The sequence below is a fragment of the Sphingomonas sp. BAUL-RG-20F-R05-02 genome (genome assembly GCF_022662305.1).
In the GTDB taxonomy this organism is placed as follows: domain Bacteria; phylum Pseudomonadota; class Alphaproteobacteria; order Sphingomonadales; family Sphingomonadaceae; genus Sphingomonas.
This window is the reverse complement of the sequence record NZ_JAKNQH010000001.1, coordinates 314,430-329,743: the sequence shown is the minus strand read 5'-3', so window position 1 is coordinate 329,743 and position 15,314 is coordinate 314,430. Positions and strand designations below refer to the sequence as shown.

Below are 15,314 nucleotides of genomic sequence, written 5' to 3'. Positions count from 1 at the left end.
TAGCGGGCAGGCCCGCCCGACATCAGGCGTTCAAGCCCTTTGCCATGTTGAGGTGCGCCGCGACGATCGGCACCATGTTGGTTGCGAACGTCTTCAGCGCAGGTACGTCGCCGCTTGCCGCATAGCTTTTCAAAGCGTCGAGCGTCTGCTGATGACCGGCGACCTGCGCATCGATGTACGCCTTGTCGAAGTCGGCACCAGACATCTTCTTCATCGCATCAAGCTGCGTTTGCTGATCCGGCGTCAGCGTCGGATCGGGCGTGATCGCCGGGCTCAGGCCAGCAGTGATTGTCTTCAGCTTGGCGGTCGACGTGGTGTGTGCGTCGATCATCTTCTGCGCGAACTTCTTGACCGCAGCCGATTTCGACATGTCCAGCGCTGCCTTTGACGAGGCGATCTCGAATGCGTCGCTTGCAGCCGCGGTGTTGGCAAATGCTTGACCGCCGGTGGCCGGCGCCATCGCGTTGTCGGTCATCGTCATGCCGTTATCGGTCATCGCGCCGTTCGCCATCATCGAGTCATTCGTCTCGTTATCGACGATAGTGGTATTGCTCGACGTATCGGCGGTGTCCGTTTTATGGCCACACGCAGCCAGTGACAATGTTGCCGCTGAAAGCAGGGTCAAGGTTCTGATTTTCATTGCATCCTCCTGTTGATCGCAAAGTGCACAGGCGCACCAACGATTTCCCTTGCTCAGCGTTCCCCGCTGCGTCGCAACCACTTTGCGACGGACCTTTTGCGTCCATCATGTCGTTTGTCATGATCGAAGCCGCATGGTGGCGGCTGGTAAGGAGACATTACGCGATGAGCATCTTCGGCAACATCATGGGTAAGATTTTCGGCCACAAGACTGCAAGCACGGCCGGCAACGCCGCCCCGGCAGCCGCTCCAGCCGCTACGCCCGCCGCATCGCCGGCCCCGACCGCTACACCGAATGCGGCTCCCGCGCAGGCGGTCGATGTCGGCGCGGTGCTGTCGGAAATGGCGTCGATGAAAGATGGCGGCGGCAACTACCAGACGTCGATCGTCGATCTGCTCAAGTTGCTCGATCTGGACTCCAGTCTTGCCGCACGCAAGGGACTGGCCGACGAACTCAACGTCCATGTCGGCGCGGACGGTAGCGCGGAGGAGAATATCGCGCTCCACAAGGCGGTGATGGCAAAGCTCGCCGAAAACGGCGGCGTCGTGCCGGACAGCCTGCGCGGCTGATCCGCAACGAGGAGGTGCCGCCCGCAGGCGGCACCTCCGTTATTCGGCCGCTTGCGCGTACCCCTCGTCGACATCGGGCTCGCCTTCGGCATCCACACCTCGATCAAGCCTTGCTTCGTCCGCCGCAAGTTCGGACGCATCCTGTTCGGTGATGCCGAACCGGGCCGCAACGTCGGGCGCGAACCGGAGCAGATCCGGACGTAGCCGCAACAGGCTCAGATCCTTCGATTTGCCCTCAAGCATCACGTCGAACTCCAGCCCTTCAGCGATGCGAATGAAGGTGGCGAACTCGAACGGATTGGTAAAGTCGGCGTGGCCGGTCCACACCGGCGGGCGGAGCACCGTCTTCACGCGGGCCGTTGCCTTTACCGGCGCTTTCAGCAGTTCGCCCGATTTGCGCTTCGGCGAACCCGCCTTGGCCGCGGCGCGCTCGGTGGCGCTGATCTTCTGCTTGATCTCGCGAAGTTCGGTGCGCGGCGATGAGAAGTGGATCTTCGGCCGCACGCCTGCCGGCCATGTGGCAAGGAAACGTTCGAGCGTGTTCCGCATATCGAGCCATTCCGGGTTCAGGCACCAGAAATGCTGATAGTCGAAGATCAGTCGCACACCGGTGCGTTCATGGATCCACAACGCATCCGCCGCCGAAAAGCGGATGTCGTCATTCTCCAGCACCAGCCGCCGACGGACATGCTCCGGGCACTGCTCCCAACCGGCGATCCAGCGCGCCCGGCTCGCCTCGTGGTCGCCATAGACGCCACCGACGTGAGTAATCATCACCGCTTCGTCATTCAGTTCCATGCGGTCGAGCATCTCGGCCTGGCTGGCGAGATCCCAGATGCTCTTGCGCGTCAGCTCGGGATCCGGCGCGTTGAGCAGCACATACTGCGAAGGGTGGAATGACAGGCGAATGTCATACGCCCGCGCCTTCGCGCCGAACGCCCGCAGTTCCGCGTCGCTCTCCGCCACCATGTTGTGGAACTGCGGCATGTCCGGATGCGTGGCGTAAGGTGCAATGTCCGACGACAGCCGGTACATGTCGAGCTTCTTCGACTTGAGATAGTCCAGCACCGGGTCGAGCAGTTCCAGCGAGCATTTCAGGTGCGGGTTCTTCTGCCAGCGCCGGGTATCCTGCGATTTCAGGCCGGGCTGGCCCATCACCTTTACCGGGAAGCCGAGCCGCAGCGGGCGAGCCGCTGCCGTCATGCCACCACCGCGCCCTGCGGAGCAACCGCGTCCGGCTCGCCGCGCGAATACGTGCCAATCAACACGCCCGTCGCCAGCACCCGTCCGGCGATCGCCTCGACGAAAGCGCCCCGCCCCGCGCCCTCATCGAGTTCGGGCACGGATGACAATGCGAACATCTGGAATACGTAATCGTGATCGCCGTGGCCGGTCGGTGGATCGGGCGGTAGCCAACCCTCGCGCAGGTAGCTGTTGCGGCCGGTTTCGCCGGCATCCGTCGCGCCGATCGCGCCCTCCGCGAGACGTCCGGTTTCGGCCGGCAGATTCCAGATCAGCGCGTGTACAAGCGGAGCGGTGGTCGGTGCGTCGGGATCCTCAACGATCAGCGCGAGACTGACGGCAGCTTCCGGCACGCCCGTCCAGACGAGCGGCGGCGACACGCCCTCACCATCGGCGGTGAAGCGCATCGGCAGACGGCCGCCGGACGCAAACGCCGGACTGGTCAGATCGATCGCATCGGCGCCGACCGTCAGCGCCAGGTCGGCCGCGACGAGCTTCTCGTGGCCAGCGCGACGGCCGCGCAACAGATTGCCGAGCCAGGCGGGAACATGTTCAAGCATCTTGAGACCTCCTCTCTTCAAAGCGCACGAGCCGCCGGTTCGTTCAATCTCGTCTCGACACGTCCGGCGGCAACGCGCATGGACCGCGCATGGCAGCCGAGACCTCCCCCGGCCGCGCGACGAGTGCGGGCGACGTGTTCCGCATCGCCAGCGGCAACTTTCTTGAAATGTACGATTTCATGGTATTCGGCTATTTCGCCGCCGCCATTGGTCAGGCGTATTTCCCAGCCGGCGACGCGGCGAGCGGGCTGCTCAAATCTCTGGCAACCTTCGGCGCCGGCTTCCTGATGCGGCCACTCGGCGCTCTGGTGCTGGGCGCCTTTACCGATCGGCACGGGCGTCGTGCCGGGCTGCTGCTGACGCTGGCGTTGATGAGCGTCGGCATCGTCACGCTGACCGTCACGCCGGGCTACGCCACGATCGGCGTGCTGGCCCCAACCCTCGTGCTGGGCGGGCGGCTGATCCAGGGCTTTTCGGCGGGCGCAGAACTGGGCAACGTGTCCGTGTACCTGGCTGAGATCGCACCGCCGGGACGCACCGGCTTTTACGTTTCGTGGCAGTCCGCTTCGCAACAGGTTGCGGTCATCGTCGCCGCTCTCGTCGGCGTGGCGTTGTCGTTCGTACTGGGGCCGGCGCAGCTTGCCGATTGGGGCTGGCGGCTGCCGCTCGGGCTCGGCTGCCTGCTCGTGCCGTTACTCTTCGTGCTGCGCCGCCACCTGCGCGAGAGCGACGCGTTCGAGACGCGTGCCGCGCCCGATAGCATCGCCACCATCGCGCGGCATCTCTGGGCGGCGCGCGGCATTGTGTTGGCCGGGCTTGGGCTGGTGCTGATGACGACGGTGAGCTTCTACATGATCACCGCCTACACGCCGACCTTCGGCAAGATCCTGCATCTGCCCGAACAGGCGAACCTGCTCGTCACCGCCGGCGTCGGCGCGTCAAACCTGCTGTGGCTGCCGATGATGGGCGCGCTGTCCGACCGGATCGGGCGCAAGCCGATCCTGATCGCCTGCACCGTGCTGATGATGCTGACCGCCTATCCGGCGATGGCATGGCTGACCGGACACCCCAGCGTGCTGCGGCTGATCGCGGTCGAACTGTGGTTGTCGGCGCTATACGCCAGCTACAATTCCGCAATGGTTGTTTACCTGACCGAAATCGTACCGCCGGCGGTTCGCGCCTCCGGTTTCAGCCTTGCCTACAGCCTTGCGACCGCCGTGGGCGGCTTTACGCCGTTCATCGTCACCTGGCTTATCAGCGTGACGGGCAACCGGGCCGTGCCGGGTTTGTGGTTGACGGCGGCGGCGGCGATCAGTCTTGCCGCAGTTGTCGTGACCGGGCGCTCACAGCGGCGAGCCGCATTGCAGAAGCGTGGGGCGCTGTAGCGCGGGCGTCCGTACCGCCACGGGGAACAGTCGCGCGCGCGCCACGTTCGGAAGCGGACCCGTCAACAATCCGAGGAAGCCGTTTCCCGTGTCTGCGTTCCGGTGGGTGTGCGCCACCGCTTTGTCGTGCTGCCTTGCACCGACCATCGCCCCTGCGGCCGCCTCTGCCGAGTCCGTCTGCCCCGCTGGCAGTACGTTCGACTATATGGGCGTGCCGGTTTCCATGCTTGCCGACCGCTCGGCGTATTATTTCGCTAGCGAGGACAAGCTCGTCGACGCCGATGGCGCGCCGAACGCCTACCACCCCGACGATGTGCCCGACTCCTGCCCCGACGCCGGTCGCGGCATCGATTGTCTCGCCTCCGCCGGCTATCCGAACGGATCCTGGTGGCAGACGGTGCTGGCCGCCGACCCGCTCGCCCCGGACCAGCCGGCGCTGCAGCAGGACGGACCGTACAAGGGCTATTTCGTCTCGATGACGTCGCTGCGCAACACCGCCTTCGCTGGCCCAGCCAGTCCGACCAGCTATGTGGATGCCGTGCGTATCCCGTATCTGGTGCTGCCAGCGCCAATCTACCGCACCGATGGCATGGGCGAGATGGGGGACATCGGCTGGGCGATCAATCTCGACAACGGGCGCACCACCCCGTTCGTGATCGCAGATGAAGGACCGATCGAACAGTTCGGCGAAGCGTCGGTTGCCTTCTGGCGGGCGCTCGGCACCGAAGCGCCCAACCCGCGCAACGGTAACGGCCTTCCCGATGGTCGGGTCGCCTATGTGGTGTTTCCTGGCAGCGGCAAGACGGCAGCGATCGGCTGGCCGATCGACACCGCGGCACTTGCACGTGAGGCACAGACCCGGCTTGCCGCGATCGGCGGCTCTGCGATGTTGCGGGCCTGCGCCGACGCTCAGCCCTCCAACGGCGCGCTGCCGCCGATTGCGCAGTGATTCGGATGACTGTGTGGCCTGTATTTCTCGCCGCGAGCAGCCTCGCCATTCCGGCGCACGGGCGGGACTGGACCCCGCACAGCGCCGCCGCATTGCTGGATACGACCTTCCCAACTTTCGACGCCTGCGTGCACGCGCTCGACGACGCGCGCCAGCGGGAGAGCCGTGCGCGCCCGGTTCGCGGCCTCAGCTACACCCACCTGTTCGAACAAGGCGCATGCCGCAGCTTCCGCCATCACGACGACACCGCGTGGCGCATCCGGATGGAGTGGAAAACGGTTCGCCCGTCGCATACCGCCCGTAGCAAGCGGATGCCCACACCATGATCGACGCTTGCGACGCACAGGTGGACGGTCTAGCATTTGGCTGGAATTGGCTTGGCCGCTTGCAGCGTATCAAGCTTCGTCAACGGGGGTGGCTGGATTGGTGCGATCATGAACGTCATGGGAAAGTCCAAGCCGAAGGCGTCCTCTGCCGAGCAGGGTGAAGACCGGCTGTACCAGCAGCTTGCCCGTCGCTTGTTCGACCAAATCGCGGGTGGGCAATATGCCATCGGAGACCGTTTGCCGGCAGAGCGCGAACTCGCCATCGAACACAACGTCAGCCGCCCGACGGTGCGTGAGGCGATCATCGCGCTCGAAGTTCAGGGATTGGTCGAGGTCAAGATCGGCTCAGGCGCGTATGTGCGCAACATTCCCGGCCGCAGCGAGGCGATGGGCTTCAGCGTCACCGCGTTCGAGTTGATCGAGGCGCGCGCCGCGATCGAAGGCGAGGTTGCCGCGCTGGCGGCGGTACATATCAGCGATGCCGAACTCGACGCGCTGGATGCGCTGGTCGATCGCATCGCGGTCGAGGCCGAACCGGAAGAGTGGCTTGAGGATGCCGATCGCGAGTTTCACTTCCTGATCGGCCGGGCGACGCGCAATGCCGCGCTGTCGCATACCGTCGAACAATTCTGGGCGCTGCGGGCAAGCGAGCCCGATACGGCTCTGCTGCTGGCGAAGGCGCGGGCCGCCAAGGTCAAACCGGTCGTGGCGGAGCATCGCGCCATCGCCGAGGCGCTACGGTCGCGCGATCCCGCACGGGCGCGTAACGCGATGCGCGCGCACATGGCGGCGGTGCTCGATCATTTGCTGTTCGCGACGGAAGAAGCCGCAGTGGAGCAGGCACGCATCGCGGCGCTGACGACGCGCCGGCGCTTCTCCGCGACGCAATCGGTCTAGCACGCGCGCGGCCAGACCAATCATCCCTTGAGCTTGATCGGCAAGCCCGCCGTGATCAGCACCACTTCATCGGCAGCGGCGGCGACGCGCTGGTTCAACCGACCCGCGTAATCGCGAAAGCGCCGGGCGAGCGCGTTGTCCGGTACGATCCCCAACCCGACTTCATTGGCGACGATCACCAGCGTACCGGGCGCGGCGTGGATGGCGGCGACAAGCGCCTCGGTCGCGACGTCCATGCCCTGTTCCGCCAGCATCACGTTCGACGTCCACAATGTCAGGCAGTCGATCAGCAGCACGCGCCCGGCGCCGGCATGCGCGGCGATCGCGTCCGGCAGCGCGAGTGGTGCGTCGACCGTCATCCACCGCGCGTCCCGGTCCGCCTGATGGTGGGCGATCCGTTCGGCCATCTCCGCGTCATACGCTTGGGCGGTGGCGACGAACACCGACACACCACCCAGAGCCTCGGCACGATCCTGCGCATAACGGCTCTTGCCGGAACGCGCGCCCCCAAGCACAAACAGACACGTCATCGCGCCGCCTCCGAAGCAATCGCCACGATGGCGTCGATGTCGAGATACCGTTCCAGCGCGTCGGCGATCTCGTCGAGCGCGGCGTCGACCGATGCGTCATAGTCGGCCCCGCCCCCCTGCGCCCCGATCCGCCCGAGCAGGGCGGTCCGTTGCGCCGCATCGGCAAGCAGCCCGTGAACATAGGTGCCGATCACGCGACCATCCGTGCTGACCGCGCCATCGAACCGCCCGTCGTCGAAGCGTGCGAACGGGCGCGACGCATCCGGCCCGAACGTGTCGCCGATGTGCATCTCATATCCGTAAAACGATGCGTTCTGGGCATGCCCGCGCACCGGCCGCAAGGCTTTGCCCGGCGTCAGCGTCGTCTCGACGTCGAGCAGGCCAAGCCCGGCCGCTTCTCCGGCTGGTCCCTCGATGCCGGCGCTATCGATCACGCGGCGACCGAGCATCTGATAGCCGCCGCACAGCCCCAGGATCGCGCCACCGCGCCGATGGTGCGCACGTACGTCTACGTCCCAACCCTCAGCCCGCAGCGCAGCGAGATCGGCGAGCGTCGCCTTGGATCCCGGCAGCACGATCAGCGCCGTCTCGGCGGGGATCGGCCGACCGGGTGGCACCATCACCAGATCGACGGCGGGTTCGAGTTTGAGCGGATCGAGATCGTCGAAGTTGGCGATGCGCGGCAGGATCGGACACGCCACCAGCACTCGCCCGGACGTGACTGAGGACGCTCGCTCCAGCACCACGGCATCCTCGCTCGGCAGCCGCGCGGTCGCCGCCAGCCAGGGCACCACGCCGAACCCGCGCCAGCCGGCCAGTGCCTCGATCTGCCGATAGCCATCCTCGAACAGCGCCGGATCGCCACGAAACTTGTTGATGATGAAGCCGCGGATCATCGCGGCATCGGCGGGATCGATAACCGCTCGTGTACCGACGATCGCTGCGATCACGCCGCCGCGATCGATGTCGCCGATCAGGATCACCGGTACGCCCGCAGCTCTGGCGAAACCCATGTTGGCGATATCGCCGCCACGCAGATTGATCTCGGCAGGCGAGCCGGCGCCCTCGACCACCACCACGTCGCAGCCGGCGCGCAGCCGGTGATAGCTCGCCAGCACGTCGCCGAGCAGCGCAGCCCGGCCCGCGCGGTAATTGCCCCCGCCAAGTGTTCCGCGCACGCGACCGTGGACGATCAGTTGCGAGCTGTGATCCGCCTGTGGCTTGAGCAGCACCGGGTTCATATCGGTATGCGGCGCCACGCGGCAGGCGATCGCCTGCAACGCCTGCGCGCGGCCGATCTCGCCACCGTCGCTGGTGACGGCGGCGTTGTTCGACATGTTCTGCGGCTTGAACGGCCGCACGCTCAGGCCGCGATTGACGAGCGCACGGCAGATCCCCGCGACCAGCACCGATTTGCCCACGTCCGAGCCGGTACCCTGAAACATCACCGCAGCCATGCCACACCTCCCGCGATCAACCACAAGGCGAGGCACGCGCGCACGTACAAGCGGAGCGCGCGGGTAATATCCTCCGCATCGGCAGCAGTACGACCATCGCCGATCCACGGCTTGTCGGTGCGGGCGCCGTCGTAGACGATCGGGCCGGCGAGGCGCAGGTGGAGCGCGCCCGCCATGGCCGCCTCGCTCCAGCCGGCGTTGGGGGAGGCATGACGGCGCGCGTCGCGCCACAAAACGCGCCAGCCGCCACCACCGCACAGGCACAGCAGCGGCCCCGCCAGCCGGGCTGGTACCAGATTAAGCACATCATCGCTGCGGGCCGCCGCCCATCCGAAGGCGCGCCAGCGTGGCTCGCGGTGACCGATCAGGCTGTCGGCGGTGTTGACCGCCTTGTAGATCCACAGTCCCGGCAAGCCGAGCAGCAGCAGCCAGAACAGCGGCGCGACGATACCATCGCAGAAGCTTTCCGCCAGACTCTCGATCGCCGCGCGTGCGACCCCCGCCGCATCGAGCCTCGCCACATCGCGACCGACGATCCGCGCGACGGCGGTGCGAGCGGCTGCGAGATCGCCGCTCGCCAAGGCTATCTGCACCGCGCGAACATGATCGAACAGGCTGCGTTGCGCCAGGCCGGGAACTGCCAGTAGCGCGCAGCCGAGCCAGGCCCACTGCCCCATCGCCGCCGACACGATGGCTGTCGACCCGGCCGCCCCGCCGCCCGCCACTAAACTTAGCCCTACCACCAAACCGACACCGGCGAGACGTCGCCTTGCAAACGTGTGGTGCGATCCATTCCACCGCGCCTCGCAGGAGGCGATGATCCGCGCGAACGCGCCGACCGGATGGCCGATGCGGCGATACAGCGCGTCCGGCCAGCCGAACGCCGCCTCGATCGCAAGTGCTGCCAGGGCAACCGGCTCAGCCATGCGTCAATGCGCGTTCAAGGCGCGCCAGTGCGGTCGCATCGGCTGGCAAGCCGACGCGCAGACGGTGCGGATCGTCGTCGAAAGGACGGGTCAGGATTCCCGCGTGGGCAAGACGTGTGAACACGCCGGCGGCATCACCGACCGCGATCATCCGAAACAGCGGGCATTTGCCTATCGGCGTCAGGCCGCACCCGATCAGCGCCGCATCGAGCGCCGCTGCCTCCGCCACGAGTTGCGCGCGCATCGCCACGATCCACCCGGCATCGCCATAAGCAGCGGTTCCGATCGCGATTGCCGGCGCGGAGACCGGCCACGCGCCGAGCAACGACCGCAATCGTGCGACGATCGGCTGCGGCGCGACCACGAAACCGAGCCGAACCCCAGCCAGACCGAAGAACTTGCCGAACGATCGCACCACGATCAAACGCGCGGCATCATGCACCTGTGCGCCGACGCTGATGATCGGATCGGCATCGACGAACGCCTCGTCCACGACCAGCCAGCCGTCACCGCTCCGCAGCCGTTCATGCAGCGCGAGCAGGTCTTGGGCGGCAACGGTGCGTCCATCGGGGTTGTTTGGATTGGCGACCACGACCGTTCCCGCCGCCACGCCCGCGAGCGCATCGACCTCAAGTCGCGTACTGGTCGGGAACATTTCCGCATGGGTGCGATATGTCGGTGGGACAAACCGCGCCGGCCCGGGCAACAGCGCACCGAGCATCCGCAGGCCGATCTCGCTGCCGGGCACTGCCGCGACATACGCGCGATCGACGCCGAAATAATCGGCAGCCACGGTCTCCAGTGCGGTCAGCGCGCGCTCGTCCGGCAGGCTGCGCCAGTCGATCGTGACGGTTTCCGTCGGCCAGCAATGCGGGTTGATCCCCGTCGACAGGTCGAGCCACGGCGCCGCCGCGTCACCGAACGCCGCGCGCGCCTCGCTCAAGCGCCCGCCGTGATGGGTCCAGCCGTTCACAGCAATACCGCAGCGAGCAGCAGCGTCTCGACCAGTTCGATGCCGGCACCATGTCCATCACCTGAAATCCCGCCGATCGCGCGGCGGACGTACAGCCCCCATCCCGCTAGCAGCAGCGGCGTGATGAGGACCATCGGCCATCGCAACGCGGCGACGCTCAACGCGAGCGCCCACAGCACCAGATCTATCGGACGCACCGCGTCGCGGAACCGCGCGGCCAGCCCGGCGTGCAACGGCTGTAACCAGCGCGTCCACACCAGCGGCCCGATCCGCGCGGCGGACGGAATCAGCAGCAGCGGCCACCATGCCGCCTGCGCGATCGCCGCGTGCAGCAGCACCAGCTTGGCGATCAGCTGCAGGCCAATCGCGACCACGCCGAAACTGCCGACGTGCGGATCGGCCAAGACCGCGAGCAGACGCGCCGGATCGCCGTGCGCCGCGCCGCGCGCATCGGCAAGGTCGGCCAGTCCATCGAGGTGGAGCGCCCCGCTCACACCGACCCAGACCACCAGCGCCGCAAGCGCTCCCACCCACGCGTCGCCCCGACTACCCAGCACCGCCGCACCCGAAACCAGCCCGCCTATCAGAAGCCCGACCAAGGGGAACCAGCGCATCGACGCGGCGAACTCGGCATCGCTCGCCACGACGTGCGGCAGCGGCAGCCGCGTAAGGAACTGAACGGCGAGCAGCAGGCTCCTCATGGACATAGCGCCACGATCTGCGCCGACGGTGGGTCCCCCGGCCACACCCGGAGGCTGAGCAGCGCGGCATAGGGCAGGTCGAACGCCCACAGTTCCCGTTGCCCGAAGCCGCACAGGTGCGCGAGGGCGGCGCGCATCGCGCCGCCATGTGTAACAACCAGCGTATCCCGCGCCGGCAACGCCGCAATCGCCGCCGCGACACGCGCCACCAACGCGGACCAGCGTTCACCCTGCGGCGGCGGCGCGGCGTCGGGATCGGCCCAGAACCGACCCAGGGCAGCCGGGTCGATCACGTCGGTCGACAACCCCTCCCAAGCGCCGAAATCGAGCTCGCTCCAGCGCCGATCGACCGCGACGGGCAGCGCGAGCCGTGCCGCGATCGTCTCGGCAGGACGTTGCGCCCGCGCGAGATCGGAACAGATCACCGCTTCGACACGAAGGTTCTCGACCTGTGCCATGCAGGCGGCGATGCCCTCGGTTGTCGGCGACGCATCGGTGCGGCCGATCAAGCGGCCGGTACCTTCGGGCGCACCATGGCGGAGCAGATGGAGCGCGAACGCAGCCATCAGCCCGCCGAAACGCCCGCTTCGGCGAAGGTCGCCATGTCGTCATGCGCGGCCAGCGCTGCGCGTACGATATTGACCGCGACGGCAGCGCCGCTCGCCTCGCCCAGCCGCATATCCAGCCGCAGCAACGGCTCAAGCTTCAGCGCCGAAAGCAGCCGGGCATGACCGGGTTCCGCCGAACAGTGCCCGGCGAGGCAATGCCCGATCGCGCCCGGCACCGCCGCCAGCGGAGCGACCGCCGCACAGGTGATGAACCCGTCAAGCATCACCGGCACCCGCAACTGCCGCGCCCGCACCACAGCGCCAGCGATCGCGGCGATCTCCCGCCCGCCCAGCCTTCGCAGCGTCTCGAACGCGGTGGCAGGCGCGCCCGCGTGGTACGCCAGCGCACGATCGACCACCGCGACCTTGCGCGCAATGCCGAAACGGTCGACGCCTGTGCCCGGTCCGACCCAGTCGGCACCGTTGCCACCGATGCTGCGCGCGGCGATGGCGGCGGCCGCAGTCGAATTGCCAATCCCCATCTCGCCGACGACGAGCAGATCGAGATCGTCGCTCACACTGTCCGCACCCGCCGACATTGCGGCCAGACACTCCGCTTCGGTCATCGCCGGGGCTTGCGTGAAGTCTGCGGTCGGTCGATCGAGATCGAGCGCGACGACCTTCAACTCCAGCCCCGCCGCGGCGGCGAGCGCGTTGATCGCCGCGCCGCCCGCATTGAAATTGGCCACCATCTGCGCGGTTACGGCCGTCGGGAACGCGCTGACGCCGTGCGCCGTGACGCCGTGATTGCCGGCGAACACCACCGCGCGCGCCCGCCGAATCTGCGGCCGCGCTTGCGCCTGCCAGCCGGAGAAGAACACCGCCAGATCCTCAAGCCGGCCAAGCGAGCCGGGCGGCTTGGTCAGGCTCGCCTGCCGTGCGCGCGCGTCCGCGATCGCAGCCTTATCGGGAACGATGGACTCGGCCAGCGCCGCCGCGAACGCCGCCGGGGTCGGGAACATCATTGCGCGACGAAACCCGGCGGCGGCGTGCGCGTGATGAAATGTCCCTTCACGCCCTGCGGCCACTGCGCGAATGGCACGCGGCCATATTCGCTTGCCGCATAATGCACCGCATAATCGAGGATTGCGCGTGCCGATGCCTCATCCGGCGTGAACCGGCCCAGCACATATCCGACCTTATCAGGTGCGCGCAAATGCACGGTGCAATGCTCGGTGCAGGCGAACAGGCATGCCATCTCCTGCACGGCGACATCGGCGTATTTGGGATCGGACGCCTTTACCGCGTTCAGCGCCTCGACCAGCAGCGCGCCGCCACGCACGCCATCCTGTTCGCGCGCGTCCGCCGAATGGCGGCAGGTGTTGCAGGCGACCACGGCCGGCCCATCCTCGACACGGGTCAGCATCGCGCCGCGACCACGCGGATGAAGCGAGAACGGAACTGTGGCATCGAACGGGCACCCTGCGACACGGGCCGCGTCGGGCATGTCTTGCGACACGCCGCGTCCACGCGGTCCAACCATGTCGCCACTCGGGTTCACACCCCGCCCGCCCGGAACACCCTGTCCGCGCGATGGACGACTGCGACGGGCAGGTCTCCTGGCTCACGGGTCAACGCCGGTTCGGACCGCCTTCTCAGGATCTTGCGATCCCAATGGCGTGTGGCCCGATGGCTCACCGCTTACAGTTGCAGGGGCAGCCGGGGTATCGAACCCCGTTCCCTTTTCATCCCCGTCTCCGGAGAACCTTTCGCAGCCGCAGCGTTAGCTTTGGCGCGGTGCCGCGTCAATTCGCCGCGCGCGCGGTCGGCACGATCGTCAAGACATCGCCGTGCCGTTCGATCGCGGCGGTGATGCCGTACACCTCGCGCAGCCGCGCCGGGGTCAGCACCGCAAGCGGCGTATCGTCGGCGACGAGCGCGCCGTTGTCGACCAGCAGCAGCCGGTCGCAATACCGCGCCGCTATCGTCAGATCGTGCAGCACCGTTACCACCAGCGCGCCGGCGCGCGCCTCGGCGCGGAGCAGCTCCATCACGTCGAGCTGATGGCCGGGGTCGAGCGCGGCGAGCGGCTCGTCCGCGAGGAGGGCCGGCGCCCCGACCGCAAGCGTGCGGGCGAGCAGCACGCGTGCACGCTCGCCACCGGAGAGTTCGGTTGCGATCCGGCTCCGCAGGTCCGCCACGTCGGCGCGCTCCATCGCCGTCTCGATTGCGGCGGTATCGCCCGGCGATAGCCCCGACATCGGCGCAAGGTGCGGCAACCGGCCGAGCGCGACGAGCCGTTCGACGCTCAGCGGCCAGTGCAACGTCTGCCCCTGCGGCAGATAGGCGACTTTACGCGCCAGCGCCCCACGCGCCATGCCGCCGAGCGGCGCACCGTCGATGCGGATCGTGCCGGTGAACGGAAGCAGGCCGAGCATTGCGCGCAGCAGGGTCGATTTGCCCGCGCCGTTCGGGCCGATGATGCCGACCAGCCGCCCCGGCGCCAGTATCGTGCCGATGCCCTGCAACACCGCGCGCCGACCTAGCGTGACGCCCACGTCCTCAAGCGTGATCGTCACCATATCCGTCGCTCCCGCAGCAGATAGGTCAGGAACAGCGGCACGCCGAGGAACGCCGTCACCACGCCGAGCTTCAGCTCAGTGGTCGAGGGGATCAGCCGCACGCCGATATCCGCCAGCGTCAGCAGCACCGCCCCGGCCAGGGCGGACGGCACGAGGATCGCCGACGGGCTGCGGTCGGTCAGCGGACGCACCAGATGCGGCACAATCAGCCCGACGAAGCCGATCGCGCCGGACACCGCCACCGCGCCACCCACCCCGATCGCCACGCCGAGCAGCAAGCGCAGCCGCACCGCGCGCAGGTCAACGCCCAGCGCGCGTGCGCCGTCCTCCCCCAGCGTCAGCGCGTCGAGCGCGCGGCCATCGAACACAAGCAGCGCCGCCCCGACCGCGATACACGGCAGCGCGATCCAGACATGCGCGAACGACCGGTTCTCGATCGAGCCGAGCAGCCACGTCATGATCTCCATCGCTGCGAAAGGGTTGGGCGACAGGTTGAGCGCGAGGCTGATCGCCGCACCGCCGAGCGTCGACACGGCGATACCGGCGAGGATCAGGGTGAGCGGGCTTTCGGATCGGCCGGCAAGCGTGAACAGCAACGCCAACGCCACCAACGCGCCGAGCACCGCCAGCGCCGGCAGCACCGCCGGGTGCAGTTCCGCCAACCCGAAATAGATCGCGCCGACCGCGCCGAGCGCCGCCGCGTTCGACGCACCCAGCACCGATGGTTCCGCGAGCGGATTGCGCAGATAGCCCTGCAGCGCCGCACCGGCGAGCCCGAGCATCGCGCCGACCGCGAGCCCGATGATGGTGCGTGGCAACCGCAGTTCTACGACGATCGCGGAGGCGACGGCATCGCCGTGCCCGGCCAGCGCGGCCACCACGCGCGCCGGTGCCATCGACACTGCCCCGACCGCCAGCGAGGCGAGCGCCGACAGGATGATGAGCGCGATCAATCCGCCGATCAATGCCGGGCGGGGCAGCGTCATGCGGCCGCCGCGCGCTTGTGTCGCGGCACCGCTCGCGTATGGG

The 15,314-nt window shown here is 67.7% G+C and carries 18 protein-coding genes and 1 riboswitch; of the genes, 5 read left to right on the top strand and 13 right to left on the bottom strand.

Annotated features, from left to right (window positions below):
• Positions 1–22 precede the first annotated feature (22 nt).
• The gene (locus L8F97_RS01505) at positions 23–721 is read right to left on the bottom strand and encodes a DUF4142 domain-containing protein (RefSeq protein ID WP_313931879.1); all 699 of its coding nucleotides are present in this window, start codon (positions 719–721) and stop codon (positions 23–25) included.
• A gap of 83 nt (positions 722–804) precedes the next feature.
• On the opposite strand from L8F97_RS01505, the gene L8F97_RS01500 reads away from it, so the two are divergent.
• Complete coding sequence (locus L8F97_RS01500; protein WP_242147083.1) at positions 805–1,209, top strand: DUF3597 domain-containing protein; 405 nt, start codon at positions 805–807, stop codon at positions 1,207–1,209.
• A 39-nt stretch (positions 1,210–1,248) separates the two neighbouring features.
• Here L8F97_RS01500 and uvsE read toward each other — a convergent pair whose 3' ends face one another.
• Both uvsE and L8F97_RS01490 read right to left on the bottom strand, forming a co-directional pair.
• A complete protein-coding gene (gene uvsE, locus L8F97_RS01495; protein WP_242146229.1) occupies positions 1,249–2,412 on the bottom strand; it encodes a UV DNA damage repair endonuclease UvsE in 1,164 nt (387 codons plus the stop codon).
• Complete coding sequence (locus tag L8F97_RS01490; RefSeq protein ID WP_242146228.1) at positions 2,409–3,011, bottom strand: YbhB/YbcL family Raf kinase inhibitor-like protein; 603 nt, start codon at positions 3,009–3,011, stop codon at positions 2,409–2,411. The genes uvsE and L8F97_RS01490 overlap by 4 nt, the downstream gene beginning before the upstream one ends.
• An 89-nt stretch (positions 3,012–3,100) precedes the next feature.
• Here L8F97_RS01490 and tcuC point away from each other — a divergent pair, with 89 nt between their 5' ends.
• From tcuC to L8F97_RS01470, 4 genes are all read left to right on the top strand, one after another.
• Positions 3,101–4,396, top strand: coding sequence for a tricarballylate/proton symporter TcuC (gene tcuC, locus L8F97_RS01485; RefSeq protein ID WP_242146227.1), 1,296 nt, complete (start codon positions 3,101–3,103; stop codon positions 4,394–4,396).
• 88 nt (positions 4,397–4,484) lie between these two features.
• A complete protein-coding gene (locus L8F97_RS22815; RefSeq protein ID WP_242146226.1) occupies positions 4,485–5,345 on the top strand; it encodes a glycoside hydrolase family 75 protein in 861 nt (286 codons plus the stop codon).
• Between the two features lie 5 nt (positions 5,346–5,350).
• Entirely contained in the window at positions 5,351–5,671 is a 321-nt protein-coding gene (locus L8F97_RS01475) for a hypothetical protein (protein WP_242146225.1), read from the top strand.
• 117 nt (positions 5,672–5,788) lie between these two features.
• Complete coding sequence (locus tag L8F97_RS01470; protein ID WP_242147081.1) at positions 5,789–6,568, top strand: FadR/GntR family transcriptional regulator; 780 nt, start codon at positions 5,789–5,791, stop codon at positions 6,566–6,568.
• Positions 6,569–6,588: 20 nt separating this feature from the next.
• Here the strand turns inward: L8F97_RS01470 and cobU are convergent, their stop codons facing one another.
• From cobU to L8F97_RS01420, 10 genes are all read right to left on the bottom strand, one after another.
• Entirely contained in the window at positions 6,589–7,098 is a 510-nt protein-coding gene (gene cobU, locus L8F97_RS01465) for a bifunctional adenosylcobinamide kinase/adenosylcobinamide-phosphate guanylyltransferase (RefSeq protein ID WP_242146224.1), read from the bottom strand.
• Positions 7,095–8,555, bottom strand: coding sequence for a cobyric acid synthase (locus L8F97_RS01460; RefSeq protein WP_242146223.1), 1,461 nt, complete (start codon positions 8,553–8,555; stop codon positions 7,095–7,097). The genes cobU and L8F97_RS01460 overlap by 4 nt, the downstream gene beginning before the upstream one ends.
• Complete coding sequence (gene cbiB, locus L8F97_RS01455; protein ID WP_242146222.1) at positions 8,543–9,481, bottom strand: adenosylcobinamide-phosphate synthase CbiB; 939 nt, start codon at positions 9,479–9,481, stop codon at positions 8,543–8,545. The genes L8F97_RS01460 and cbiB overlap by 13 nt, the downstream gene beginning before the upstream one ends.
• Positions 9,474–10,424 (bottom strand): aminotransferase class I/II-fold pyridoxal phosphate-dependent enzyme, encoded by a 951-nt coding sequence (locus L8F97_RS01450; RefSeq protein ID WP_242146221.1) that lies wholly within the window; start codon positions 10,422–10,424, stop codon positions 9,474–9,476. The genes cbiB and L8F97_RS01450 overlap by 8 nt, the downstream gene beginning before the upstream one ends.
• 26 nt (positions 10,425–10,450) lie before the next feature.
• Positions 10,451–11,155: an adenosylcobinamide-GDP ribazoletransferase gene (locus L8F97_RS01445; RefSeq protein ID WP_242146220.1), complete on the bottom strand. Its 705-nt coding sequence runs from the start codon at positions 11,153–11,155 to the stop codon at positions 10,451–10,453.
• Positions 11,152–11,721: a histidine phosphatase family protein gene (locus tag L8F97_RS01440; protein ID WP_242146219.1), complete on the bottom strand. Its 570-nt coding sequence runs from the start codon at positions 11,719–11,721 to the stop codon at positions 11,152–11,154. Before L8F97_RS01440 ends, L8F97_RS01445 begins: the two co-directional genes overlap by 4 nt.
• Positions 11,721–12,728, bottom strand: coding sequence for a nicotinate-nucleotide--dimethylbenzimidazole phosphoribosyltransferase (gene cobT, locus L8F97_RS01435; RefSeq protein WP_242146218.1), 1,008 nt, complete (start codon positions 12,726–12,728; stop codon positions 11,721–11,723). The genes L8F97_RS01440 and cobT overlap by 1 nt, the downstream gene beginning before the upstream one ends.
• Complete coding sequence (locus L8F97_RS01430; protein WP_242147079.1) at positions 12,725–13,129, bottom strand: DUF1636 domain-containing protein; 405 nt, start codon at positions 13,127–13,129, stop codon at positions 12,725–12,727. The genes cobT and L8F97_RS01430 overlap by 4 nt, the downstream gene beginning before the upstream one ends.
• A 165-nt stretch (positions 13,130–13,294) precedes the next feature.
• Positions 13,295–13,488: riboswitch (cobalamin riboswitch) on the bottom strand.
• Positions 13,489–13,508: 20 nt separating this feature from the next.
• Complete coding sequence (locus L8F97_RS01425; RefSeq protein ID WP_242146217.1) at positions 13,509–14,285, bottom strand: ABC transporter ATP-binding protein; 777 nt, start codon at positions 14,283–14,285, stop codon at positions 13,509–13,511.
• The gene (locus tag L8F97_RS01420; protein ID WP_242146216.1) at positions 14,279–15,271 is read right to left on the bottom strand and encodes a FecCD family ABC transporter permease; all 993 of its coding nucleotides are present in this window, start codon (positions 15,269–15,271) and stop codon (positions 14,279–14,281) included. Before L8F97_RS01420 ends, L8F97_RS01425 begins: the two co-directional genes overlap by 7 nt.
• Between the last annotated feature and the right edge of the window lie 43 nt (positions 15,272–15,314).